The 23,575-nt window shown below is 64.4% G+C and carries 20 protein-coding genes; 11 read left to right on the forward strand and 9 right to left on the reverse strand.

The genetic code is table 11. From position 1 onward, the window contains the following. Positions 1-14: 14 nt before the first annotated feature. From recC to recD, 3 genes are read left to right on the forward strand one after another with little or no spacing between them, the layout of a single operon-like run. A complete protein-coding gene (gene recC, locus AB5I84_RS01280; RefSeq protein ID WP_369454019.1) occupies positions 15-3,311 on the forward strand; it encodes an exodeoxyribonuclease V subunit gamma in 3,297 nt (1,098 codons plus the stop codon). Next, complete coding sequence (gene recB / locus AB5I84_RS01285; protein WP_369454020.1) at positions 3,304-6,813, forward strand: exodeoxyribonuclease V subunit beta; 3,510 nt, start codon at positions 3,304-3,306, stop codon at positions 6,811-6,813. The genes recC and recB overlap by 8 nt, the downstream gene beginning before the upstream one ends. Beyond that, positions 6,810-8,600 (forward strand): exodeoxyribonuclease V subunit alpha, encoded by a 1,791-nt coding sequence (gene recD, locus AB5I84_RS01290; protein ID WP_369454021.1) that lies wholly within the window; start codon positions 6,810-6,812, stop codon positions 8,598-8,600. Before recB ends, recD begins: the two co-directional genes overlap by 4 nt. 6 nt (positions 8,601-8,606) lie before the next feature. Here the strand turns inward: recD and AB5I84_RS01295 are convergent, their stop codons facing one another. The 3 genes from AB5I84_RS01295 to AB5I84_RS01305 form a co-directional block, all read right to left on the reverse strand. Further along, on the reverse strand, positions 8,607-8,963 hold the full coding sequence (locus tag AB5I84_RS01295; protein ID WP_369454022.1) for a tRNA-binding protein: 357 nt from the start codon (positions 8,961-8,963) through the stop codon (positions 8,607-8,609). Then, the gene (gene trhP, locus AB5I84_RS01300; protein WP_369454023.1) at positions 8,960-10,300 is read right to left on the reverse strand and encodes a prephenate-dependent tRNA uridine(34) hydroxylase TrhP; all 1,341 of its coding nucleotides are present in this window, start codon (positions 10,298-10,300) and stop codon (positions 8,960-8,962) included. The genes AB5I84_RS01295 and trhP overlap by 4 nt, the downstream gene beginning before the upstream one ends. A gap of 68 nt (positions 10,301-10,368) precedes the next feature. Next, positions 10,369-11,724, reverse strand: coding sequence for a deoxyguanosinetriphosphate triphosphohydrolase (locus AB5I84_RS01305; protein ID WP_369454024.1), 1,356 nt, complete (start codon positions 11,722-11,724; stop codon positions 10,369-10,371). 110 nt (positions 11,725-11,834) lie between these two features. Here AB5I84_RS01305 and AB5I84_RS01310 point away from each other — a divergent pair, with 110 nt between their 5' ends. Beyond that, positions 11,835-12,320, forward strand: a complete 486-nt coding sequence (locus AB5I84_RS01310) for a glutathione peroxidase (RefSeq protein ID WP_369454025.1) — start codon at positions 11,835-11,837, stop codon at positions 12,318-12,320. Between the two features lie 6 nt (positions 12,321-12,326). Here AB5I84_RS01310 and AB5I84_RS01315 read toward each other — a convergent pair whose 3' ends face one another. The 3 genes from AB5I84_RS01315 to AB5I84_RS01325 form a co-directional block, all read right to left on the reverse strand. After that, on the reverse strand, positions 12,327-14,018 hold the full coding sequence (locus AB5I84_RS01315) for a SulP family inorganic anion transporter (protein ID WP_369454026.1): 1,692 nt from the start codon (positions 14,016-14,018) through the stop codon (positions 12,327-12,329). 66 nt (positions 14,019-14,084) lie between these two features. Then, positions 14,085-14,705: a carboxymuconolactone decarboxylase family protein gene (locus AB5I84_RS01320; RefSeq protein ID WP_369454027.1), complete on the reverse strand. Its 621-nt coding sequence runs from the start codon at positions 14,703-14,705 to the stop codon at positions 14,085-14,087. Between the two features lie 30 nt (positions 14,706-14,735). Beyond that, positions 14,736-15,779, reverse strand: coding sequence for an AraC family transcriptional regulator (locus AB5I84_RS01325; protein WP_369454028.1), 1,044 nt, complete (start codon positions 15,777-15,779; stop codon positions 14,736-14,738). 158 nt (positions 15,780-15,937) lie between these two features. Here AB5I84_RS01325 and AB5I84_RS01330 point away from each other — a divergent pair, with 158 nt between their 5' ends. Continuing rightward, positions 15,938-16,801, forward strand: coding sequence for an SDR family oxidoreductase (locus AB5I84_RS01330; protein ID WP_369454029.1), 864 nt, complete (start codon positions 15,938-15,940; stop codon positions 16,799-16,801). Between the two features lie 39 nt (positions 16,802-16,840). Here the strand turns inward: AB5I84_RS01330 and wrbA are convergent, their stop codons facing one another. Together wrbA and trhA are read right to left on the reverse strand one after the other, a co-directional pair. Next, positions 16,841-17,443: an NAD(P)H:quinone oxidoreductase gene (wrbA, locus tag AB5I84_RS01335; RefSeq protein ID WP_369454030.1), complete on the reverse strand. Its 603-nt coding sequence runs from the start codon at positions 17,441-17,443 to the stop codon at positions 16,841-16,843. Between the two features lie 118 nt (positions 17,444-17,561). Continuing rightward, the gene (trhA, locus tag AB5I84_RS01340; RefSeq protein WP_439650175.1) at positions 17,562-18,263 is read right to left on the reverse strand and encodes a PAQR family membrane homeostasis protein TrhA; all 702 of its coding nucleotides are present in this window, start codon (positions 18,261-18,263) and stop codon (positions 17,562-17,564) included. 211 nt (positions 18,264-18,474) lie between these two features. On the opposite strand from trhA, the gene AB5I84_RS01345 reads away from it, so the two are divergent. The 3 genes from AB5I84_RS01345 to AB5I84_RS01355 all read left to right on the forward strand — a co-directional run bounded on the left by AB5I84_RS01345 (position 18,475) and on the right by AB5I84_RS01355 (position 20,071). After that, on the forward strand, positions 18,475-18,792 hold the full coding sequence (locus tag AB5I84_RS01345; RefSeq protein WP_369454032.1) for a DMT family transporter: 318 nt from the start codon (positions 18,475-18,477) through the stop codon (positions 18,790-18,792). Between the two features lie 126 nt (positions 18,793-18,918). Beyond that, positions 18,919-19,293 carry a hypothetical protein gene (locus AB5I84_RS01350; RefSeq protein WP_369454033.1) on the forward strand — a complete coding sequence of 125 codons (375 nt, stop codon included), beginning with the start codon at positions 18,919-18,921 and terminating at the stop codon, positions 19,291-19,293. After that, positions 19,283-20,071, forward strand: coding sequence for a crotonase/enoyl-CoA hydratase family protein (locus tag AB5I84_RS01355; RefSeq protein WP_369454034.1), 789 nt, complete (start codon positions 19,283-19,285; stop codon positions 20,069-20,071). The genes AB5I84_RS01350 and AB5I84_RS01355 overlap by 11 nt, the downstream gene beginning before the upstream one ends. 32 nt (positions 20,072-20,103) lie before the next feature. Here the strand turns inward: AB5I84_RS01355 and mscL are convergent, their stop codons facing one another. Further along, on the reverse strand, positions 20,104-20,526 hold the full coding sequence (gene mscL / locus AB5I84_RS01360) for a large conductance mechanosensitive channel protein MscL (protein WP_439650176.1): 423 nt from the start codon (positions 20,524-20,526) through the stop codon (positions 20,104-20,106). 270 nt (positions 20,527-20,796) lie between these two features. On the opposite strand from mscL, the gene AB5I84_RS01365 reads away from it, so the two are divergent. From AB5I84_RS01365 to AB5I84_RS01375, 3 genes are all read left to right on the forward strand, one after another. Then, positions 20,797-22,380, forward strand: coding sequence for a catalase (locus tag AB5I84_RS01365; RefSeq protein WP_369454036.1), 1,584 nt, complete (start codon positions 20,797-20,799; stop codon positions 22,378-22,380). A 117-nt stretch (positions 22,381-22,497) separates the two neighbouring features. After that, a complete protein-coding gene (locus AB5I84_RS01370; RefSeq protein ID WP_369454037.1) occupies positions 22,498-22,914 on the forward strand; it encodes a CBS domain-containing protein in 417 nt (138 codons plus the stop codon). Positions 22,915-23,059: 145 nt separating this feature from the next. Beyond that, a complete protein-coding gene (locus tag AB5I84_RS01375; protein ID WP_369454038.1) occupies positions 23,060-23,536 on the forward strand; it encodes an Mpo1 family 2-hydroxy fatty acid dioxygenase in 477 nt (158 codons plus the stop codon). Positions 23,537-23,575: the final 39 nt, after the last annotated feature.

The following is a 23,575-nucleotide window of genomic DNA, read 5'->3' on the forward strand; positions in this document are numbered from 1 at the left end:
GGGCAGGAAGGGGCATGCATTTTCTTTACCAGTCGAACCGTCTGGAACACCTTGCCGAGCTGTTGGCACAGGTGCTGCGCGCTCAGCCGCCGGCGCCGCTGGCGGCGGAAACGGTGCTGGTACACAGCCCTGGCATGGGCACCTGGCTGCAATTGCAGCTGGCTGCTAACCGTGGCGTGGCAGCTAACCTGCGCTTCGTGCTGCCGTCGAGCTTCTTTTGGCAATTGCATCGCCGCACCCGGCCATCGCTGCCGCCGCAATCGGTGTGGGATAAACCGGCCTTGGTGTGGCAGCTGCTGACCATCCTGCCGCAGCTGCTGGAGCACCCGTCTGCCGCGCCACTGCGCAAATACTTGCACCCTGATTCCCCGCAACGCCGCTACCGATTGTGCCGCCAACTGGCGGATCTCTATGACCAATATTTGGTGTACCGGCCGGACTGGATCCAGCAGTGGGAGCAGGGCGACGACGGCCCGGTGCCGGAGCATCTGCGCTGGCAGGCGGTGTTGTGGCAGCAGCTGAGCCAACACATTCACAGTCGCTGGCCGGAAGACGTCCACCGTGCGGCACTGATGTCGGTGGAGCATTTGCGCAGCGTGGCGCCAGAGAGTGGCTTGCAGCGACTGTTCGTATTCGGCCCCAGCAGCCAGCCGGCGGCGCAGTTGGCGGCGCTCGGTGTGCTCGGCGAACACCTCGACGTGCACCTGTTCATGCTCAATCCCTCGCAGCAGTACTGGGGTGACATTCGCAGTGACCGCCAACTGGCGCGGCGGCGGGTGGAAGCCCTACAGCAAGGCGTGCCGCTGGAGAGTTTGCCGGATGAAGTCGGCAATCCGCTGCTGGCCTCGCTCGGCCATCAGGGCCGCGAACAGTTGGAGTTGCTGCTAGGCGGTTTGTGGGGTGACGACATCCAGGACATCGACGTGTTTGACGCGCCGCAGCCGGACACCCTGCTGGGCCAGGTGCAGCGCGATATCCATGATTTGCGAGATGGCCGTGAACAACCGCAACCGCCGGCGCCGGCCAATATCGCTCTGCACTGTTGCCACAGCCCAATGCGCGAAGTGGAAGTGCTGCATGACCAGCTGTTGGCGTGGTTCGAAGCGGACCCGACGCTGGAACCGCGTGACATCGTGGTGATGATGCCGGACGTGGCCGGTTACGCACCGCTGATCGAAGCGGTGTTCAGCCGCGCCGAGCCGGTGCGCATTCCGTGGGCCATCGCCGATCGTACGCTGACGGATGAATCCCCGCTGGTGCGGGCCTTCCTGCTGATGTTGCAACCGGATCTGCACCGGTTCACGGCCAACGAACTGATGGAGCTGCTGGATGTACCCGCAGTGCGCGATCGCTACGGGCTGGCAGTGGAAGACCTGCCGCTGCTGCGCGGCTGGGTGCAAGACACCCACATCCGCTGGGGCCTGGACGGCGCCCACCGGGGGCGGCTGGGGCTGCCAGAGTTCGCCGATAACACCTGGATCAAAGGGCTGGAACGACTGCTGCTGGGTGTGGCACTGGGTGAACACAGTCAGTTGTGGCGTGCGCGTCCCAACCTTCCCGATGTCAGCGCCGCCCAAGCCGAATTGGCCGGCCGACTGGCCTGGTTGGTGCGGCAACTGCAGCAGCACCAGCAGCGCTTGGCGCGGGCCGGTGATGCCGCCAGTTGGCGCCAGAGGCTGCTGATCCTGCTCGATGATTTGTTCGCCGCTGACAGCGCCGAACCGGTGGCCTTGGAGTTGCTGCGGCGTCAGATTGGTGCCCTTAGCCAACATTTGCAGGACAGCGTTGGCGAGCGCGCGCCGGTGTCGCTGCCGTTGGTGCAAAGCTGGCTGCAAGACCAACTCGGCAGCAGTGTCGGCGGTCAGCGTTTCCTGGCCGGACGCGTGAATTTCTGCACCCTGATGCCGATGCGCTCGGTACCGTTCCGCCGCGTGTGTCTGTTGGGCATGAATGACGATGCTTATCCGCGCCCGGAACAACCGATGGCCCACGACCTGCTGCGGTTGTTGCCGCGCCCCGGTGACCGCTCGCGGCGCAGTGAAGACCGCTACCTGTTCCTTGAAGCACTGCTGTCGGCCCGGGACGGCCTGCTAATCAGCTGGTGCGGTCGCGATGGCCGCGACAACAGCGAACGACCGCCGTCCGTGGTGCTGGCGGAGTTGATGGATTATCTGGACGCCGCATTCGAGGCGTCGCCGCCGCTGTCCCAGCAATTGCGTCTGGACCATCCGCTGCAACCGTTCAGCCGCCGTTACTTTGGTGACGACCCGGCACTGTTCAGCTACTCGCCGTTGTGGGCCAGCGTGGCAGTGCCGATGCCGACCCCAGAGCCGCCGTCGGTGGCCAGTACGGCACTGCCGGACGGGCTGCGCCGCGCCACCCTCAACGATCTGGGCCGTTGCCTGCGCCAGCCACTGGCGTGGTATCTGGAGCAGCGGTTGGGCGTGCCCCAGGACCGCAGCGACGATGTGCTGGAAGACGATGAGCCGTTCGCAGCCGATGGCCTCACCCGCTGGCAGATCCGCCAGGAAGTGCTGGAGGCGCTGGAAGGCGGCGCCGATCCCCATGCCCGCGCGCCTTACTGGGAACACAGTGGTGCCTTGCCGCCCGGTATTCCCGGCCAAGTATTTCTCGAGCAGACGTTGGGCGAGGCCAGCGAGCAGCTGGCGCGTACCTTGGCGCTGCGGCGCGATCAGGGCACGGTGCTGCCGCCGCTGGCGCAGACACTGTACGCCGGCCCGCTCAGTTTGGATCTGACGGTGCGCGAACTGGACTGTGCCGGTTGGGATTCGGTGCAGGTGGGCAAGATCCTCAACCGGGAACCCTATGCCAAGCTGCAACGGCTCAGTGCCAGTAAAGCGCCGCTGCGGCTCGGTCGGGTACTGCCGTTTTGGCTGCAGCATCTGGCTATTAACAGTTTTGACGCGGTGCCGGAAGGCAGCCGCACCAGCCGTTTGCTGGGCGAAGACATGATGCTGGTGCTGTTGCCGCTGCCGGCCGCCGAGGCACGCCAAGTGCTGGAGCAGCTGCTGCAGTTCTATGGCGAGAGCCTGCAGCGGCCGCAGCCGTTCTTGCCGGAAGCGGCGTGGAAGGCCTGCCAGCTCAGTGACGAGCTGGACGAAACCGAGCGCCACGAGCAGCTGTTTGCCACTCTTTGGGGCAGCGATCGCCATCCCGGTGAGGGCCAGCAGCCGGCGTCGCTGCGGCTGTTCCCGCAGTGGAGCGCGCAGGACCTCGCCGCCCTTTACCGCCTTGGCCGCCAGTTGCTGCAGAGCCTGTGGCAATACGGGGAGCTGCATCCCTATGCATGAATTGCGTCCGATTGACCTAACCGGTATGCCGCTGCACGGCCTCAACCTGATTGAGGCCAGTGCCGGTACCGGCAAAACCTATTCCATTGCTGCGCTCTACCTGCGGCTGGTACTGGGTATCGGCTGCGCGCCGGTGGCGGTGGAAAACCTGCTGGTGGTGACCTTCACCCGCGCCGCCGTGGCCGAGCTGCGTGGCCGGGTGCGGGCGCGCCTGGTGCAGGCGCGTGGCTGGTTTCAGCGTGGTGAGGCGGATGAGCCGTTCGGCCGCTTCCTGCTCGACAGTATGGCTGCGGAACCGGCGCTGGCGCTGTTGGAGCGTGCCATCACCAGCATGGATAACGCCGCCATCTTCACCATCCACGGTTTTTGCCAGCGGGTGCTGAAGGAGTACGCACTGGACATGGGCGTCACCCTCGACGCCGAGTTTGTTGACGACGATGCCGAGCTGTTTGCCCAGGCAGTGAACGACCTGTGGCGCGCGGTGATGCATCCGCAGCAGCGGGATTGGCAGGCCGATGCGCTGCTGCGTTTGTTCGGCTCGCCGAGCGGTTTGGCGCAGGCGTTGCGGCCGCTGTGCCGGCTGCCGTTGCCGCAGTTGGTGCCGGATATCGCCAATGATGACGTGGCCGCTGCCCGTGCTGAGTTGGAGCAGTCGCTGCAACAGGCGCGAGAGCTGTGGCAGCGCGAAGGCGCCACCTTCACCGCGGCGCTGCAGGCGGCCGCCGACGCCAAGCAATTCAACGGCAGCAAGTGGCGCTGGGTGTGGGCGGAAGGCGCGCTCAAGCATTTGGATGCTTTTGCTGCGGGTGTGGAAGCCTCGCCGTTGCGGCCCGGTAACGACTCTCACGAACGGCTGCTGGCAGAACACCTGCTGGAGCGTGCCAAGGCCGGCGCCACGGTGCCGACGTTGCCGGGCCTTGCCGTGCTGACTGAGATCGCCGCCCAGCAGCAACGGCTGGCGCCGCTGGAGCGCGCCGCACTGCTGCGCCAGTGCCGCGATCAGCTGGTGGCACGCCGCGAGCAGCTGATGCAGCAACGCAGCCAGCGCAGCGCCGATGATCTGCTGGTGGACGTGGACCGCGCCCTGCAACAGGACGATGGCGAGCGGCTGGCGGCGGCGCTGTGCCAGCGCTATCCAGTGGCGCTGGTGGATGAATTCCAAGATACCGACCCGGTGCAGTACCGTATTTTCCGCACCTTGTACCGTGATCGCCCGGATACAGCGCTGTTCATGATTGGGGACCCTAAACAGGCGATTTACCGTTTCCGCGGCGCGGACATCCACGCCTATTTGCAGGCCGCCGAAGACTGTCCGGCGCAGCAGCGCTATACCCTCGACACCAACTTCCGCTCCAGCAGCGCCATGGTGGCGGCGGTGAATCGCGTATTCGCGGCCCATCCGGTGCCGTTTGTCACCGCGGACATTCCTTTCCATCCGGTGAAGCCGGCTGGCGGCGCTGACCAGACACCGCTGCAGGTGCAGGACAGCGCGCCCCGCGGTGCGCTGACCTGGGCGCATGCTGACGCCGAGCAGGCCGGGTTGGGCAAGAGCAAGGAGCGCAGCCTGCTGTGGAGCAGCAACTGGGTGGCGGATGAAATCGCCGGTTTGCTGCAACAGGCCGCGGGCGGCAGTGCGCTAATCGGCGAGCGGCCGCTGGCGGCTGGCGACATGGCGGTGTTGGTGCGTACTCACAACGAGGCCCGTGCGGTGCGTGCGGCACTGTCTGAGCGCGGCATTGCCAGTGTTTACCGAGGCCGCGACAGCGTGCTGTCCACTGCCGTGGCTGACGATCTGGGCTTGGTATTGGCGGCGTTGGTGGAGCCGGAGCAGGCGCGTCGGGTGCGTGCGGCGCTGGCCACCAGCTTGCTCGGCTGGCCGATGGAGCAGCTGCAGCAACGATTCGAGGATGAACGCCAGTGGACGGCAACGTTGGAACAGTTCCGGCGCTGGGGACGGTTGTGGCGCAGCCAAGGTGTGCTGCCGGCGCTTTACGCGCTGCTCGAACACGAACAGGTATTGCCGCGCCTGCGCGCTCAAACCGACGGCGAGCGCAAGGTCACCGACCTGTTGCACTTGGCGGAACTGCTACAGCAGGCGGCTGGTCAGCAAGGCGGCCCGCGCGAGCTGCATCACTGGTACCAGCGCCAGCGGCAGTTGGGGCGGCAGCAAGACGTGCTGCAACTGCGTCTGGAAAGCGAAGACAACCTGGTACAGGTAGTCACCATTCACGCCAGCAAGGGGCTGCAGTATCCGTTGTGCTTCGTGCTCGGCATGAGCAATGGGCGCGCGCTGGATCAGGCCGATCTGACGCTGACGGTGGCGGGCCAAACTCAAGTGGCGTTGTCGCCGTCAGCGTTGAGCCCGGAATTTGCCGAACAGTGGCAGCAGCAGGCGGAGCAGGAAGCGTTGGCGGAGGATGTGCGGCTGCTCTACGTTGCCCTGACGCGCAGCGTGCACCGCTGTTATGTGCTGCACACTCCGGTTGGCCAAGGCGCTGAGCAGTCGGCGTTGGCGTGGCTGCTGCAGCGCGCCGGCCAGTCACCGCAGCACGTGCTCGATCAATTGTGCGGTGATGGTTTTGTCTGGACCGCTGACGCCCCGCCCGCTGCGTCGGCGGTGGCGGAGGCCAAACTGGATGCCGCGCCGGTGGCGGCTCGACCCTTCCGCGGGCGGCTGCAGGAGCGTTGGCGCATCAGCAGCTATACCGCGCTGACGCGCCAATTGGACGAGCCGCTGGGCGATTTCTTCGAAGCGGCGGAACCGGTGCTGTTGCCGCCGCTGCCGCGCGATGATGGCCTGACCCCGCACAGCTTCCCGCGTGGTGCCTCCGCCGGCGTGTTCCTGCACGCGATGCTGGAGGACTGGGGCCAGGGGCATCCGCTGACCGAGAGCAGTGTCAATGAGCGGTTGACTGAGTTCGGCTTCGATGCCGAGCAGTGGCAGTCGCCGGTATTGGCGTGGATGCAGCAGGTGATTGAGGTGCCACTGGGAGTGTTGCCGGTGCCGCTGGCGCAGCTGTCCCAGCGGCTGCCGGAGATGGAGTTCATGCTGTCGGTGCCGTCGCTGACCTTGGAGCAGTTGGATCAGCAACTCGACTGGTTGCCACCGACGTTGCCAAGACCGCCGCTGGTGGCCGAGCACTTGGCCGGCATGCTACGGGGGTTCATTGACCTGACCTTCGAATATCAGGGTCGCTATTACCTGCTCGACTACAAGAGCAACTGGCTTGGCGCCCGGACCGAGGACTACACCCACAGTGCCTTGGCGCGGGCGATGGCCGAACACCGCTACGACTTGCAGGCCGCCATTTACGCGCTGGCGTTGCATCGTCATTTGCGGCTGACATTGCCGGATTACGACCCCGATCAGCACTTCGGTGGCGTGCTCTACCAGTTTCTGCGTGGTGTAGAGGGCCCCGCTCGCGGCGTGTGGCACCACCGCCCGGACGCTGCCGACCTCGACCGTCTGGATCATTGTTTCGGCGCCGGAGATGCCCCATGACCGCCTTAGCCTGGATTGAAGAGCGTGCCCGCAGCGGCCGGCTACGGCCCCTGGATGCCGCCCTTGCGCAGTTGGTGGCCGCTCACACCGACGCCGATGATGAGCGCGTGTGGTGGATGCTGGCGGTGTCCCACCAGAGCGGGCAGGGCCATGTGTGCCTGGATCTGCCTGCGGCGCAGCGGCTGTTCGATGACGACTGCCCGTGGCCGCGGCCACAGGCGCTGCCGGATCCCGACGGCGACATTGTCGGCATCCCCGGCGACACCGCGCTGCTGATCCGCGATGGCGAGCGGTTGTATTTGGCTCGCGATTGGCAGGCGGAAGCCCAGGTGCTGTGGGCAATCCGCGCGCGTTTGCCATGGCGCACGCTACCCGGCGGGGTGCTGGCTCAGCACGCGGCGGCGCTGTTCCCTGCGGGCCACGGTGACGGCCTCGACTGGCAAAAGGTGGCCGCCATGCACGGCGTGCTGCGGCCGTTTGCGGTGATCACCGGTGGCCCTGGTACCGGTAAAACCTGGACCGTGGCGCGCTTGCTGGCGCTGCGGCTGCTGACTGCGCGGGCGCTAGACCCGCACGCCAGCTTGCCGCGTATCCGGCTGGCCGCGCCCACCGGCAAGGCGGCGGCGCGGCTGACCGAATCGCTGCAAGCCAGTTTGGCCGAGCTGGCGCTGCCGGAGGACATCCGTGCGGCACTGCCCAGCGAAGCGGTGACGCTGCACCGACTGCTGGGTATCGGCCGCGATGGCCGTCCGCGTCACAACGCCCAGCATCCGCTGCTGGTCGACCAAGTCGTGGTAGATGAAGCCTCGATGGTGGATCTGGGGCTGATGACCCAGTTGCTGCGGGCGTTGCCGGCGGATGCCGGCGTCTGTTTGGTGGGTGACCGCGACCAGTTGGCGTCGGTGGAAGCCGGCGCGGTGCTGGCGGACCTGTGTCGGTTGGCCACCGGCGCTTACTCGCCGGACTATGCGGCGCGCTTGGCGGCAGAAGGCTTGCCGGTGCCGGCTGCGGCGCAGCGGCCGGAACAGGATTTGGTGGTGCGGCTGACGCGAGTGCACCGTTTTGGCGAACGCTCTGGCATTGCCGAGCTGGCCACCGCGCTGCGCGAACAAGATGACACCGCGTTAGCGGCACTGCGGCAGGCGCCACCGGCAGATTTGGGCTGGCTGCCTGCCCAGCGGCCGGAGGTGCTCCAACAGGCACTCGCGGCGTTGCGTCCGGTGGTGCAGGTGGCGGCGGAAGGCGCCGATCCGGCGGCGGTGCTGGCCGCGTTCGGTCGCTTCCGCGTGCTGTGTGCGCTGCGGCGTGGCCCTTGGGGCGTGGAACAGTTCAACCAAGAGCTGGTGCGGGCCTTACGTCAGGGCGGTTTGGCCGCCGGCGAATGGTACCCGGGACGGGCGGTGTTGTTGACCCGCAACGACTGGGCGCTGGGGCTGTTCAACGGCGATGCCGGCATCACCGTGCGCGACCCGGCTGATGGCAGCCTCAAAGTGGCATTTGCCACCCTCGATGGGGCGGTGCGGTTGGTGGCGCCGGTGCGTTTGCCGAGCCATGAAGAAGCGTGGGCGATGACCATCCACAAGTCACAGGGCAGTGAGTTCGAGCAGGTCTTAGTGGTGTTGCCGGATCAGGACAGCCCGCTGCTAACGCGGGAGCTGCTGTACACCGCGGTGACGCGGGCGCGGCGGCGCCTGCAGGTGGCCGGTCCGGCCGGTCTGCTGGCGCAGGCGGCGCGGCGGGAAGTGCAGCGCCAGTCCGGTTTAGCAGAGCGTTTGCTGCGCGACTGAGCCGGTTTAGGCCAGCCGCGTGCCGGCTGGCACTGGGTGTTCGAAACTGGCCAGCACCACGTGGCCGTTGGCGTCGTGGGCGCCGGTCACCAGCACTTCCGACTTCACCCCGGCCACGCGCATGCTGGGAAAGTTGCACACGCACAGCAGTTGGCGCCCGATCAGTTGCTCCGGGGTGTAATGGTCAGTGATCTGGGCGCTGGAGATGCGGGTGCCGAGCGGTCCCAGATCCAGCGTCAGCACGTAAGCGGGTTTGCGCGCCTTGGTGTTGGGCCGAGCTTCCAGCACCGTGGCGACGCGCAGTTCCACCCGCTCGAAGTCGGCCCACTCGATCAGCTCGGGGCGCGCATTGGACTCGGTCATGCCGGGTCCACGTAGCGCGCCAACAGGCCGAAGCCGAGAGCGGCATCGCTCAGTCCTTCCGGGCGCGGCACGCGCACCACATGGCCATCACCGGGTGCCACCTCGATCGCTTCACCCTTGCGGTTTTCCAGTACCTCCAGCGGGAAACGGCGGTTGCCTTCCGGAGTGATTAGCAGCACGTCATTGCCGCGCTCAAAGCGGTTTTTCACCGCCAGCGTGACCCACTGCGGGTCGGCATCGATCACTTCGCCAGCCAGCTGCTGGGTGCCGAGGGTGGAGGTGCCGGCTTCGTAGCGCTGGTATTCCTGCGGCGGATGGCGGCGGAAGAAGCCTTCGGTGTAGCCGCGGTTGGACATTGCTTCCAACTCGTCCATCAGCTCCATGTCGAAGTCGCGGCCGGCGGCGGCGTCATCGATGGCGCGGCGGTATACCTGCGCGGTGCGCGCGGCGTAGTACACCGACTTGGTGCGGCCCTCGATCTTCAGCGAGTGCACGCCCATCTCAGTGAGTGCCTTCACATGCTGCACTGCGCGCAGGTCGCGGGAGTTCATGATGTAGGTGCCGTGCTCATCTTCGTGCATGGCGATGGTGCGGCCCGGCTCGTTGGGCTCTTCCAGCAAGATCGAACGCGGCGGCGTGTAGGTTTGCACGCTTTCTAGGTTCTGCACCGGGATCAGGTCGCCGGTGGAGTCCTCGGCGCCGGCCACTTCTTTGTAATCCCAGCGGCAGGCGTTGGTGCAGGCGCCCTGGTTAGCGTCGCGGTGGTTCATGTAGCCGGACAGCAAACAGCGGCCGGAGTAGGCCATGCACAGTGCCCCGTGCACGAACACTTCCAATTCCATGTCCGGCACTTTCTCGCGGATGGTGGCCACTTCCTCCAGCGCCAGCTCACGCGACAAAATCACCCGGCGGATGCCCTGGCGGCGCCAGAACTCCACCGTGGCGTAGTTGACCGCGTTGGCCTGCACCGACAGGTGGATTTCCTGGTCTGGCCATTGCTCACGCACCAGCATGATCAGGCCCGGATCGGACATGATCAGTGCGTCCGGTTTCAGCTCCACGATCGGCGCTAGGTCGCGCAGATAGCTGCGTACCTTGTCGTTGTGGGGGCTGATGTTGGAGGCGAGGTAGAACAGTTTGCCCTGCGCGTGGGCCGCTTCGATGCCCTCGGCCAAGGCGTCCTCGTTCTTGAACGAGTTGTTGCGCACTCGCAGCGAATAGCGCGGCTGACCGGCATAAACGGCATCGGCGCCGTAGGCAAACGCATATTGCAGATGCTTGAGGGTGCCGGCCGGCGACAGCAATTCGGGGCGGAAGCCGGAGGGACTTTGGGCCATGGTGGATCTCGCAGGTGATGGCAGCGGGGCGCCATGATAACAGCGCCCCGCCACGGCAGCACCCGCTGTCAGTAGCGGGCGACCGCCATGCCCGAGAATTGCTTGGCCAGGTAAGTGGCGTAGTTGTCGGTCATGCCGGCGAGGAAATCCAGCGCCCGCATGATGCATTCGTACACCCGCTCCGATTCTGGCAGCGTGGCCAGCTCCGGCGGGAAGCTTTCGCGCCCGATCAGGTCGATGATGCGCTTGTGGCGGTAGTTATCGGTGACGCCGAGCGCGTGGCCGACGGCGGCATCAATGAGCCCGTTTAGCAGTGTGCCAATGACCTCGAAAGCGCCGATTTCCAGCTCCACTTTGCGCGGGTGCTCAAACACTTGCGTGCGCGCCATGTGCTTGGCGTTTTCCACCAGATCGCGCACCACCGGCTCACAATGGGAAATCAGATCGCCTTGTACCTGCCCGGCCAGTAAGTCGTCATGGTGGGCCAAGAACGCCTGTTCGCCAGCTTCGATGCAGCGTTCGATGATCTTGCCGCGCAGCAGCGCCGCCTTGCGGCCGACGCGCAGGTTGGAGTGCACCAGATTACGCACCTCTTCGGTGTCTGGGAGCGCTGGAGACAGCAGAGCGAACACCTCGTTCCAATGCAGCAGGTCCATCTCCAACCCGTCTTCCAGGTCGATGATGGCGTAGCAAAAGTCGTCCGCGGCTTCGACCAAGTACGCCAGCGGATGGCGCGCGAAGCGCTGCGGCCCGGCCGGTGCCATACCGGTGGCAGCACACACTTCCAGCAGCGCCGACTGGTCGGACCGAAACGCGCTGTACTTGTGTGGCCGGGGACAGTCCGGCTGGGCAGCGTAATCCGATAGCCACGGATATTTGAGAAACGCACCGAGGGTGGCGTAGGTGAGCCGCATGCCGTCTTCGTAATGGTGATATTCGCTTTTGGTGAGCGTGCGAAAACCTTGGGCGTTGCCCTCGAACAGCAGCAGGTCGGTGTGGCAGGCGGGATCGATCAGGTCCAGATAGTGCTGGCCGCGATCCTTGAACCAAGCGCGGATGGCGCGTTCGCCGGTGTGGCCGAACGGTGGGTTACCGATGTCATGGGCAAGGCAGGCGGATTGCACGATGTCGCCCAGATCGGTGGCGCGTACATCCGGCGGCAGCCAGCCGCGCTGCTCGAGTTGGTCGCCGATGCGAATGCCCAGCGTGCGGCCGACGCAGGACACTTCCAGTGAGTGGGTCAGGCGGTTGTGCACATGATCGTTGGTGGCCAGCGGGTGAACCTGGGTCTTGCGCGCCAGCCGGCGGAACGCGCCAGAGAAAATGATCTTGTCGTGATCACGGATGAAGGCGGTGCGGCCGCTCTCGTCCTTGGCCGGGCGCCGGCCCAACCGGCCCTTGTTGAGCAACTGTTGCCATTGCATGGACATCTCACACGCGGATTGGCCGAAGGGGACCTGAATCTACCGGCCCATGCCGATGAACTCCAGCGCCGCCCGCTTACAATGGAGTCATCATTGAACCGGAGCCGCCGATGACCACTGTCTACGACTTTTCCGCCCCGCTGCTGGACGGTACCGAACAGCCCCTGGACAGCTACCGTGGCCAGGTGCTGCTGATCGTTAACACCGCCAGCCGCTGCGGGCTGACGCCGCAATACCAAGGGCTGCAGGCGTTGCAGGAACGCTACCAAGCACAGGGTTTCACCGTGCTCGGTTTTCCCTGCAACCAGTTCCGCAACCAAGAGCCGGGCAGCGCTGATGACATTGCCGAGTTCTGCGATACCCGCTACGCGGTGCGCTTCCCGGTGTTCGATAAAGTCGAGGTGAACGGCGACGGCGCCCATCCGCTGTGGCAGTACCTAGTGCGTGAGGCGCCAGGAGTGCTGGGCAGCCGGCGCATCAAGTGGAATTTCACCAAGTTCCTGATCGGCCGCGACGGCAAAGTGCTGCACCGCTACGCGCCGATTAAGACGCCGGACAGTCTGGTTGCCGACATCGAGGCCGCACTGAAACGCTGATCAGCGCTACTGACGGAGGCCGAGCAGCGTTTGCTTGGCTTCTAGAGCGGTACTGAACAGCACGGTGTCGCCGTCAGCAAATACCGGCGCGTGGGCAATTTTTTCCAGCAGGATGTTTTTCACCTCAGCGAAACTGAGGGTGACGTCCTGCTGCGCCAGCCGTCGCCGCAGCCGGGCCAGGTAATCCAGCGCGGTGCTGTCCATGTGGCTCACCGATGACATCACCAGCACGAGGTGGCGGCTGGCTGGGTGCTGGGCGAGGGTGTCGGTAATGCGCTGGTTCACTACCCGGATATTGCCGAAGAACAGGCTTTCGTCGATGCGCAGCATCAGCAGTTCCGGCACTTCTTCCACCTGCTGGCGGGCACGGTTGCGGAACTGGCTGGTGCCGGGGATCTGGCCGATCACGGCCACGTGTGGATTGCTGGCCTGCCAGATCAGCGCCAGCAGCGATAGCCCAATGCCGAGCGCAATGCCAGTTTGGATGTCGATCAGCAAAACGCCGAGGAAGGTGCCGGTAAACACCGCGGCATCGCTGCGGTCATAACGCCACAGTCGTCGCAGCTGGCCGAACTCAATCAGTGACCAGGAGGCAGCGATGATGATGGCCGCCAGCACCGCCAGCGGCAGCGCCGACAGCAGGTCGGTGAAGCCCATCAGCAGCACCGATAACAGGGCAATGCTCACCAGCGCCGCCAGCGGCGTGCGGGCGCCGGCTTCGGCCGCTACCGTGGTGCGTGAAAAGCTGGCGGCCACGATCATGCCGGCAGTGAAGGCAGAGGCGAGGTTGGCGCCGCCGAGCGCGCGCAGTTCGCGGTCTGGATTCACCGGTGGCGCATCTTCCCGAGCCAGCCCTTCGATGATCACCAGCCCTTCCACGTAGGCCACCAGCCCGATCACCAGTGCCGGCAGCACCAGTTGCTGCATCAGCGGCAGGTCCCAATCCGGCAGTCGCAGTGCCGGCAAGCCTTCCGGGATGGTGCCGAGGGTGGCCACCGTCAGTGGGTGCCAGTGCATCAGCAGCAGCGCGGCAATGCCAAGCAGCGCCGGCAGCGCTTGCGCGCTGAAGGACAGCAGCTTGCGGTGGCGCGGCAGCGCTTTCACCAGCCGTGCTACCAACGGGCGGCGTGCCGCCAAGATCATCAGCACGGTGACGCCGACGGCGGTGGTCACCGGGTCCAGCCCCGGCAACGCCGGCACCAGTTCTGCCAGCAGACTGAGGGTGTTGTCGCCACTGGCGTGCACGCCCAGCAGCGGTCCGAGTTGGTTAGTGATGATCACCAGTGCGGCGCCGTTGACGAAGCCGCTCACCACCGGATGGCTGAGCAGTTGCGCCAGTACCCCCAGCCGCAACAGCCCGAACAGCAACATAAAGCCGCCGCACAGCGCGGTGAGCATGATTGAAGCGGCCACATACGCCTCACTGCCGGGCGTCGCCAGCGGTGACAAGGCCGAGGCGATCATCACCGCGATCAGTGCCGCCGGGCCCATCGCCAGTGCTGGATGGCTGCCGAACAAGGCATACACCAGCGCCGGCAACAGCGACGCGTAGAGGCCGATCTCGGGCGGCAGGCCGGCCAGTGCGGCATAGGCAAGGCCTTGCGGCACACTGATCAGCGTCAGCATCAGTGCAGCAAGCAGGTCGTTGGGCAGATCCTGGGCGCGGTAGTGGCGCAGCCAGCGGGGCAGCGGCGACATCGGGCTCCTCGGCAGCAGGGGCGGGGGGTGCCACGATGCCGGGGAAATGCCGCCGGTGCAACGCTGTCAGTGGCTGGACAGTTGGCGGTGGAAGTCGGCCAGTGCGGCTTCGATGCTCGGCTCCAGTGGCAGGCCGCTGCTGTTCAGCACCGCCGCCAACATACGGTAGTGACCCACCAGCATCATCACCTCCAAGGCGCCGCGCTCGCCGTGCCGTTGCAGCAGCGGCTGCCACAGCTCATCGGGCAGCGCCGGTGCTTGGTGCAGCGCATCGCAGCACCGCAGCAGTAGTGCCAGATCTGGATCGGTGCTGGTGGTAGGCGCCAGCGCCAAGGTGTGGATTTCGGTGGCGGTCAGCCCCTCGCGCAGAGCAATCTCCACATGCTGCGCCCATTCGTAGCGCGAGCGGTTGAGCCAAGCCGTGCGGAGGATCAGCGCTTCACGCTGGCGTCCGGACAGCGTGCCAAACGGCATCATCTGTGCGGCGAACACCAACCAGCCCCAGAACAGGCGTGGATGGCGGTGCAGCAGCGGGAACACATTCGGCAGCTGATTGCGGCCGAACAGGCGCGAAGCCTGGCCGACTACCCGCAGCAGCCAGCCCTGCCGGCGCGGCGGCGGCGCGTCCAGTCGCACTCGGTCGGGGCCGGCCCAGCCACCAGGTGGGATCAGCGGATCAACGGCCATGACGACTCCTTGCGGTAAGCGGACAACAGATCACAACGGCGTGGTGGTATCGGCCTGCGCGCGCCAGGCGGCAGGCGTGCAGCCACGTTGTTTACGGAACCAGCGGATGAAGGTCTGCGGGCTTTGGAAACCGAGCTGGTCGGCAATTTTCTTCAGGGGCAGCCGGGTGTGAGCGAGAGTCTGCTCTGCCAGCCGCAGGCGTTCCTGCTCGAGGATTTCCTGGAAGCCGGTGCCGGCGTCTTCAAGGTGGCGGTGCAGGGTGCGGCCGCTAAGGCCAAGTTGCTCAGCGATCAGTTCGCGTTGCGGCTTGCCGTGTTCCAGTGCATCGCGCAACAAGCGGCGCACTTGATCCGGCAGCGACGGCGCCATTGGCACCTGCTCAAGCATGGTTTGGGCGTGCTGCTCCAGTGTACGGCGCAGGCCCGGATCGCTGTGCGCCAGCGGCAGGTTCAGCAGCCGTGCGTCGAGCGAGACCTCGGCCAGTGGCTGGGCGTAATGCACCGGGCAATCGAAAAACGTCTCGGCGGCGCTGCGGGCAGCATTGGAACCGGATGGATGCGGCAGGTTCACCGCTGACGGGCGCGCCTGGTCGCCGATCAGGTGGCGCGCAAATGACACGAACAAGCCGAGCACATATTCGCTGGCGTGGCGCCGCAGACGTGGGCCACCGCTGCGGCAGCGCCATTTCACCGACACCCGGCCCGGGGTGAACTCAATGGCGGTCTCGCCAAAGCTGCTCAGCAAGCCGTTGAAGCGGATCACGGTCTGAATGGCGTCGCCGAAGCTGTCGCAGGTTTGCACCAGCAGGCCGAGCACGCCCAGCGCCGCCGGCTGCAGAGTGCTGGCCAAACGCAGCCCCATGGCGGGTTCATTGAAGCGCCGTTCGGCCAGCTCCAGCAAGGCTTCCACTTGCGATACCGGCACCGTGCCGTCGCCGTGCAGCAGTTCTGCCGGTGACAGGCCAACCTCAGCCAGCAGCGCTTCCACCACCGGGCGCAAACCGCCGGCATGACGCAGCAACTGCTGCAGATGGCGGGTGGAAATCCAGTCGTCAGAAGGGCTGGTTGCGGTCATGGCCAGGGTCCGTGGCAATAGAGTCCCAAAGAGTAGGTGATGCGCACCCATCGCGGCCATGGTGTCCGCGCTCGCTACCGATACTGGCCGGGGTCGCTACTGTGGCGGCGGCAGTGCTCGGGCACCATGGCGCCACTGATCATCCACGGAGACCGGCCATGGGCCATTTTCAACACAAACGCTGCTTGGTGACCGGTGCGGCCAGCGGCATCGGGCGCGCGCTGGCGGAACAGTTGGGCGCTGCTGGCGCGGTGCTGATCCTCACCGACGTGCAGCAGCAGGCGCTGGCGGACACGGTGGCGGCGTTGCGGGCCGAAGGGGTGCAGGTGGCATTGGCGCAGCCGCTCGACATCAGCGATGCCGGTGCGGTGCAGCAATTAGCGGACGCGGCCCATGCTGAGGGCGGGGCGTTGGACATGCTGTTCAATGTGGCAGGTATTTCGATTTGGGGCGAGGTGGGCGAGATCCCGCTGGCGATGTGGCGCCAGCTGCTGGATATCAACCTGATGGGGCCGGTACATGTGCTGCACAGTTTCCTGCCGGCGATGATCGCACGCGGCAGCGGTGGCCAGATCGTCAATGTATCGTCGGCGGCGGGACTGTTCGGGTTGCCTTGGCACGCGGCTTATAGCGCCACCAAATTCGGTTTGCGCGGTATTTCCGAAGTGCTGCGTTATGACCTCCAGCAGCACGGCATTGGCGTCAGTTTGGTGTGCCCGGGCGGCGTGGACACTGGCTTAGTGCGTACGCTGCGGATTGTTGGCGTGGATCGTGATCATCCAGAAGTGATCGCACTCACCCAGCGGTTCCAGCGCCATGCGGTGACACCGGCGGTGGCGGCCGCGCGCATTCTACGCGGCGTGCGGCGCAAGCGTTTCTGGATCTATACCTCGGCGGACGTGCGTTTCGGTTTCTGGGTGCAGCGCAAATGGGCGTGGCCGTATCAGGTGGCGATGGGCCTGTTGAACCGTTACATCAGCCGCCGCGCCGCCCCGGCGCGGCACCCGCCGTTGGAGTCGTGAAACCAGAAGCCCGCAGCCTAATTGCTGAGGGCACAGCGCTCAGCGCGCCAGCTTCAGTGCCAGCTCGGCCACGTGGCGGCCTTGGCCTCGGGCAATCGCCAGTTCATTCGCGCTCGGTTGGCGTTGGCCGTCGGCACCGGCCAGGGTGCTGGCGCCGTAGGGAGTGCCGCCGGTGATCTCATCCATGTTGGAAAGCTCCGGAATCGAGTAAGGCACGCCCACCACCACCATGCCGTGGTGGAACAGCGTGGTGTGGAACGAGGTAATGGTGGTTTCTTGGCCGCCATGCTGGGTACCGGTGGCGATGAACACGCTGCCGACCTTGCCCACCAGCGCGCCACGGGCCCACAGGCCGCCGGTTTGGTCGAGGAAGTTGCGCATTTGCGCGGCCATGTTACCGAACCGGGTCGGGGTGCCGAAGATGATGGCGTCGTAGTCCGCCAGCTCTTCCGGACGAGCAATGTCAGCCGCTTGATCGGTTTTGGCGTGGATGGCGGCCACTACTTCGTCCGGCATCAGTTCCGGGACGCGCTTGATGGTGACCTCTACCCCGGCCACGCTGCGCGCGCCCTCTGCTTCGGCTTCGGCCAGCGTCTCCACATGACCCCACGTGCTGTAGTACAGAATCAGAACCTTGGCCATTACGGCACCTCCATCCCATGCGATATCGCGGCAGCGTGCCGCGTGGTGGAGGCAGACTAATCACCGGCCCGCATCAGAAACAGCGGGCCGGCTGGTGACGTGGTATCAGGAAAACTGATTAAGCGTAGGGGTAGGGCAGCACGCCGTAGAACACGGCGAGGAAGTGGCACACGCTGCCGCCGACTACGAATAGGTGCCAGATGGCGTGGTTATAGGGAATTACTGAAGCTAGATAGAACACCACGCCGGCGGTGTAGGTGATGCCCCCGGCTAGCAGCAGGTAGAAGCCCAGGTCATTGACGTGGGTGAGCAGCTCGCGGGAAGCAAACATCACCAGCCAGCCCATGAACACATAGATCATCACCCGCGCCAGTTTGAAGCGGTTGACGAAGGCAATCTTCAGGCCGACGCCGAGCAGCGCCAGCCCCCAGATCACCGCGAACATGGTCCAGCCCACCGAGTCACGCAGGTTTACCAGCAGGAACGGCGTATAGGTGCCGGCGATCAGAATGAAGATGGCGCAGTGATCGAGCATTTTGAAGGCACGCCGTAGCGCCGGGTTACGGAACCCGTGGTACAGCGTCGACGCGGCGTACAACAGCGCCAGGCTGAAGCCGAAAATGCTGAAGCTGATAATTTTCCAGGGGTCGCCCTGTTGCGCAGCAAACGTCACCAGCAGGGCCGTGCCGACCACGCTGAGGCCGACGCCAATGCCGTGGGTGAGGCTGTTGATGACTTCTTCGGTATGGGAATAAGTGGCTTCGGTCACAATCGATATCCTGCTCAAGAACCGGGGGCAGCCTAGCACCGCCGTCGGCATGGGGAAATGAGCAGTGGGCCCCGGCCGTCGGCGGGGCGGCCGATGGTAAAAACCTTGCTCGAATCGAGCGTTGGCTGGTGACTGCCGCTAATATAGGTGCGCCCGCTGGCCAGCGCTGCTGGTGGTGGGCACTCCAATCAGGAGGAACGACCTCCCCCATCCCATGGGTTTTAAGTCCAGGACGGCCTGGCGCGCAGTGTAGGAGGCCGTCATGGCTTGGGTTTTTCTGCTTGTCGCGGGACTGTTTGAAATTGTTTGGGCGTTCACCATGAAACAGTCCGAGGGCTTTACTCGCCTCGGGCCGACGGTCATTACCTTGGTGGCGATGATGATCAGCTTCGGCTTGCTGGCGGTGGCCATGCGCAGTCTGCCGCTCGGCACGGCGTACACCATCTGGACCGGTATCGGTGCTGTAGGTGCATTCGTCGTCGGCATCACCGTGCTGTCGGAGCCGGTGAATGCCCTGCGGGTGGTGGCCGCGGTGCTGATTGTGTCGGGCTTGGTGATGATGAAGCTCGCCACCGAGTGATCACTGAACGCCGGGTTATCCCGGCGTTTTTTGTTGTGATTGTGCAAACGATTTTTTGGCATAACTGCATGGTTAGAGGTCGTGCGTATTCCCATAATGGGCGCCATCTTTTTCAAGGAGTGGCCCATGAACGTACCTCTCAGGTTGCTAGACAGGATGCCGTTCGATATTGCCGTTGATCATCTACTGACACAGCTTGAGCCGCCGCTGGCGGTGCAGGTGAAAACCTGGCTGGGCATAGCGGCGCCGACGCAGGTCAAGGGTGGTGTATACCGGTTGCGAGAAAGACGCTCTCAGGTGTGCGTGATTCGTGAAGATAACGGCCCGCCGTGGGAGCAGGATTACAATATCTTTGCGGAAATGTTCCGTGATATGAACGATGAGGACCGCCGTATCATTGTCGAGTTTTCACGTTTGATTGCCGCCCAGGCTCGGCGCCGCCGACGTGCCATGGGGCGGCGCACGGTGCAGCGCATTTTGGGGAATGACCATGACGACTGAACAACCAGTACGGGTGCAGGAGGAAGGCCCACTGCTGTGGGTGCGGCTCAATCGCCCAGCCTGCCGCAATGCGGTGGACCGTCCCACCGCTGAAGCGTTGGCCGATGCGTTCCGCTATTTCGAAGCGCAAGAGCGGCTGTCGGTGGCGATCTTGACGGCGACTGGCGAGCACTTCTGCGCGGGCGCCGACCTGCACGCGCTGGCCGCTGGCGACAGCGCTCGCACCAATGCCCTACACATTGAGGGTGACGGGCCGATGGGGCCGACCCGCATGCAGCTCAGCAAACCAGTGATCGCTGCTGTCCGCGGCTACTGCGTCGCGGGTGGGCTGGAGTTGGCGTTGTGGGCGGATTTGCGTGTGGCGGCGGAAAGTGCCCGTTTCGGTGTGTTTTGCCGTCGCTTCGGGGTGCCGTTGATTGATGGAGGCAGCGTACGGTTGCCGCGTTTGATCGGCGGCAGCCGGGCGATGGACCTGATCCTCACCGGACGCGAAGTGGATGCCCAAGAAGCGCTCGCCATGGGCCTCGCCAACAGGATGGTGCCCGATGCCGAGCTGGAACAATGCGCCCGTGAGCTGGCGTTGCAGCTGGCGTCTTTCCCACAACAATGTCTGCGGCATGACCGCGCCAGCGCACTGGGGCAGTGGTCAAAAAATGAGGTGGAAGCGCTACGGGATGAATTCAGCCTTGGCCTGATGACGCTTAGCAGCGGCGAAGCACAACAGGGGGCGGAGCGTTTCGAGCGCGGTGTTGGACGCCATGGCGCGAAAGCGGAGTGAACACGGGCCCCGCGGCCGGGGCCCGAGCCGGATCAGTCTTTGCGCAGGCTGTCGCGAATCTCACGCAGCAGCACGACTTCTTCTGCTGGAGCGGCTGGCGCTGCCGGTGCTTCCACCGCTTCTTCTTTGCGCTTCATGCGGTTGACGGTTTTCACCAGCATGAACACCGCAAATGCCACGATCAGGAAGCTCACCACGTTGTTGATGAAGGCGCCGTAGTTGATGGTCACGGCGCCGGCGGCTTGGGCATCGGCAAGGGTGGCGTAAACGCCGTCACCCTGCAGTACTAGGAACAGCTCGGAGAAATCCACGCCGCCCAGCAGCAGGCCCACCGGCGGCATGATGATGTCGTTCACCAGACTCTGAACGATGGTGCCGAAAGCGCCGCCGATGATGATACCGACGGCCATGTCGACCACGTTGCCTTTGACGGCAAATTCCTTGAACTCACTCATGATTCCCATCTTGTCGCGTCCTCGATCAATTCATTGCGGTGCTGGATTGGCATGCCCGGCGGGCAATGGAACTGATCATAGTCAGAGGTGCGGATGGGGGCGAGTGTCTTTTTGTGGTGGTCGATCTGGCGCGTTAAAAAAGTGAAATTTCGTGAACCGACACAGTGCGCGCATCCAGCTGCCGTATGGTGATGCGACGGCTCGGCATGCAGGTGGCGAATGTCCTGATGCCGGGGGCCGCTCAGCACACCATCGCAGGGAGAAGCCATTATGAGCAGCGTCAACAGCACCAAATCGGTCCGCAAGAAAAAAGCCTCTGGCGGCGAGTCGTCGCAACCGCAGCAGCTGACTTCCGCCACCGGCATTCCGCTGGGTGAAAACGAAAACAGCCTCACCGCTGGCCCGCATGGCCCGCTACTGGTGCAGGACTGGCCGTTGTTTGAAAAGCACGCCCACTTCAACCGTGAGCGGATCCCGGAGCGCGTGGTGCACGCCAACGGTTCGGCGGCGTTCGGCACCTTGACCGTCACCCAGGATATTTCCAAGTACAGCCATGCTGCGCTGTTCGCTAAAGTGGGTAAGCAAACCGATGTACTGCTGCGCTTCTCCACCGTGGCCGGCGAGCGCGGTGCGGCAGACGCCGAGCGTGATGTGCGCGGTTTTGCGTTGAAGTTCTACACTGAACAAGGCATCTGGGATCTGGTCGGCAACAACACGCCGGTGTTTTTCGTGCGCGATGCCTATAAATTCCCCGACTTCATTCGCACCCAAAAGCGCGACCCGCGCAACAACCTGCGTAACCCCACCGCGATGTGGGACTTCTGGTCATTGGTGCCGGAGTCACTGCACCAGGTCACCATCCTGATGTCTGACCGCGGGTTGCCGGCCAGCTACCGCACCATGCACGGCTTTGGCTCCCACACTTACAGCCTGATCAACGCCGAGGGTGAGCGGGTGTGGGTGAAGTTTCACTTCAAATCACGCCAAGGTATCGACAACTGGACCGATGATGAAGCCATCAAGCAGGTCGGCAAAGACCGCGAAACCCACCAGCGCGATTTGTACGATGCCATCGAGAACGGCGATTTTCCCCGCTGGCGCTTCTGCATTCAGGTGATGACCGAGGCGCAGGCTAAGGCGCACCGCTTTGATCCATTCGATCTGACCAAAGTGTGGTCACAGAAGGAGTTTCCGCTGATCGAAGTGGGTGAGCTGGAGTTGAACCGCAATCCGGACAACTACTTCGCGGAAGTAGAGCAGGCCAGTTTCAGTCCTGCCAACGTGGTGCCGGGCATTAGTCACAGCCCTGACCGGATGCTGCAATTCCGCATCTTCGCTTACGCCGATGCCGCCCGCTACCGGCTCGGCGTCAACCATGATCAGCTGCCGGTGAACCGTCCCCGCTGCCCGGTGCACACCTATCACCGTGATGGCTTGATGGCCGGCGGTGACAACGGCGGTGGCAGCGTCAACTACGAACCCAACAGCTTCGGCGGTCCGCAGCATGACCGCCGTTATGTAGAGCCGCCACTGGCGCTTGACGGCGACGCCTGGCGCTACGACTACCGCGAGCTGGATGACGACTATTACAGCCAGCCCGGCGAACTGTTCCGGTTGATGAGCCCGGAGCAGCAGCAAGCGCTGTGCAGCAACATGGCGGCCAACATGGCGGGCGTGCCGAAGGAAATCTGTTTGCGCCAGATCGCGCTCTGCACCAAGGCTGACCCGGCCTACGGCGCTGGCGTGCTGGACGCGCTTGGCTGGCACGAGGAAGCCGAACAAGCGCGTGCGCAGAAGCCGGTGGTCGGCCCCGCAGCGGCAGCGTCTGCTCCGAAAAAAGCGCGCAAGAAGTAGTGCCGCCCTGGCGCTCCGGGTTGCCTTTACTGGAGTGAGCGGGTAAGCCTGAGCGGGTACGGGCGTGTCTGCTAACGGACACGCCTTCTTCTGCATCCGGCTCGCGGAGGGCGCGTTATGGCGGGATGGTTGGTCGAGGACATCATGACGCGGCAACCGCAGTCGGTGCCGGAAGGCACTGGGCTGACCGAGGTGGTGGCGCTGCTGCTGCGCTACCGATTGTTGGGCATGCCAGTGGTGTGTGCTGATGGCAAGGTGGTGGGCTTCGTCTCCGAGCAGGACTGCCTGCGCACGCTACTGATGGCCAGCTACTTCTGCGAAGGTGGTGAGCGGGTCGAAAACGTTATGCACCGCTCGCCGTTGACGCTGAAGCCAGATGCCCAGGTGCTGGATGTGGCGGCGCTGATGCTGCACCAGAAACCCAAAATCTATCCGGTAGTAGACGACCAAGGCCTGTTGCTGGGTGTGCTCCACCGGCACCAGGTATTGGCGGCATTGAACCAGCAATTGCAGAACTGTGATCCGGCTCCATGACGCTTGGCGTGATCGCCGGCAACGCCGGTCAGCGCGGGCTTGTCGGCACCCTAAGCTGGCGGGACAATGCCGGCACGACACGCATTGGGCGCCATTGCGACCCGTTGTCGCCTCCCGATAACGAACCAGAATAAAGGAGAGTGCCATGCGCAGTTTGCAGCAATTCTTGGCCGATTACGGCGAGAGCCATCAGCACCCGGTCAACCAATGGGTTCACTTCATTTGCGTTCCTGCCATTTTCATTTCCACTTTGGCGTTGTTTTGGCTGATTCCGGTCGGCAGCTGGCTGGGGCTGGACGGCGGTGCAGCGTATTGGATCAATGGCGCCACCGTCGCCGGCGTCCTCGCGGCCATCGTTTATGCAAGGCTGTCATTCGGCACGCTGGTGTTGATGATCGGCTGGTTCGCGTTGTCGGTGGTGCTGATCCGGTTGGTGGAAGCCAGTCCTTTGTCATTGCTGTGGACGGCGGTGGTGGTCTGGTTGGCGGCGTGGGTGGTGCAGATCTGGGGACACAAGGTGGAAGGCAAAAAGCCGTCGTTCGTTGACGATCTGGTGTTTCTGTTGATCGGTCCGATCTTTGTCAGCGTGGAAATCGCCGAACGTTTGCGTCCCGCCCGCTAACGCCCCGCCGCCGGAATGAGCTTAGCGCCACAGGTTCTT

This window comes from Alcanivorax sp. REN37, assembly GCF_041102775.1.
Taxonomy (GTDB): Bacteria; Pseudomonadota; Gammaproteobacteria; order Pseudomonadales; family Alcanivoracaceae; genus Isoalcanivorax; species Isoalcanivorax beigongshangi.

Bases quoted from the DNA above. Each gene is read 5' to 3' on its own strand.
- AB5I84_RS01295 (WP_369454022.1), bottom strand. From the start codon at position 8,963: ATGACCGAGTCCAATGCGCGCCCCGAGCTGATCGAGTGGGCCGACTTC.
- AB5I84_RS01365 (WP_369454036.1), top strand. From the start codon at position 20,797: ATGAGCAGCGTCAACAGCACCAAATCGGTCCGCAAGAAAAAAGCCTCT.
- AB5I84_RS01320 (WP_369454027.1), bottom strand. From the start codon at position 14,705: ATGGCCGTTGATCCGCTGATCCCACCTGGTGGCTGGGCCGGCCCCGAC.
- recB (WP_369454020.1), top strand. From the start codon at position 3,304: ATGCATGAATTGCGTCCGATTGACCTAACCGGTATGCCGCTGCACGGC.
- recD (WP_369454021.1), top strand. From the start codon at position 6,810: ATGACCGCCTTAGCCTGGATTGAAGAGCGTGCCCGCAGCGGCCGGCTA.
- AB5I84_RS01325 (WP_369454028.1), bottom strand. From the start codon at position 15,779: ATGACCGCAACCAGCCCTTCTGACGACTGGATTTCCACCCGCCATCTG.
- AB5I84_RS01315 (WP_369454026.1), bottom strand. From the start codon at position 14,018: ATGTCGCCGCTGCCCCGCTGGCTGCGCCACTACCGCGCCCAGGATCTG.
- AB5I84_RS01350 (WP_369454033.1), top strand. From the start codon at position 18,919: ATGAACGTACCTCTCAGGTTGCTAGACAGGATGCCGTTCGATATTGCC.
- AB5I84_RS01305 (WP_369454024.1), bottom strand. From the start codon at position 11,724: ATGCAATGGCAACAGTTGCTCAACAAGGGCCGGTTGGGCCGGCGCCCG.
- recC (WP_369454019.1), top strand. From the start codon at position 15: ATGCATTTTCTTTACCAGTCGAACCGTCTGGAACACCTTGCCGAGCTG.
- AB5I84_RS01370 (WP_369454037.1), top strand. From the start codon at position 22,498: ATGGCGGGATGGTTGGTCGAGGACATCATGACGCGGCAACCGCAGTCG.
- AB5I84_RS01345 (WP_369454032.1), top strand. From the start codon at position 18,475: ATGGCTTGGGTTTTTCTGCTTGTCGCGGGACTGTTTGAAATTGTTTGG.
- trhP (WP_369454023.1), bottom strand. From the start codon at position 10,300: ATGGCCCAAAGTCCCTCCGGCTTCCGCCCCGAATTGCTGTCGCCGGCC.
- AB5I84_RS01310 (WP_369454025.1), top strand. From the start codon at position 11,835: ATGACCACTGTCTACGACTTTTCCGCCCCGCTGCTGGACGGTACCGAA.
- AB5I84_RS01355 (WP_369454034.1), top strand. From the start codon at position 19,283: ATGACGACTGAACAACCAGTACGGGTGCAGGAGGAAGGCCCACTGCTG.
- trhA (WP_439650175.1), bottom strand. From the start codon at position 18,263: ATGCCGACGGCGGTGCTAGGCTGCCCCCGGTTCTTGAGCAGGATATCG.
- mscL (WP_439650176.1), bottom strand. From the start codon at position 20,526: ATGAGTGAGTTCAAGGAATTTGCCGTCAAAGGCAACGTGGTCGACATG.
- wrbA (WP_369454030.1), bottom strand. From the start codon at position 17,443: ATGGCCAAGGTTCTGATTCTGTACTACAGCACGTGGGGTCATGTGGAG.
- AB5I84_RS01375 (WP_369454038.1), top strand. From the start codon at position 23,060: ATGCGCAGTTTGCAGCAATTCTTGGCCGATTACGGCGAGAGCCATCAG.
- AB5I84_RS01330 (WP_369454029.1), top strand. From the start codon at position 15,938: ATGGGCCATTTTCAACACAAACGCTGCTTGGTGACCGGTGCGGCCAGC.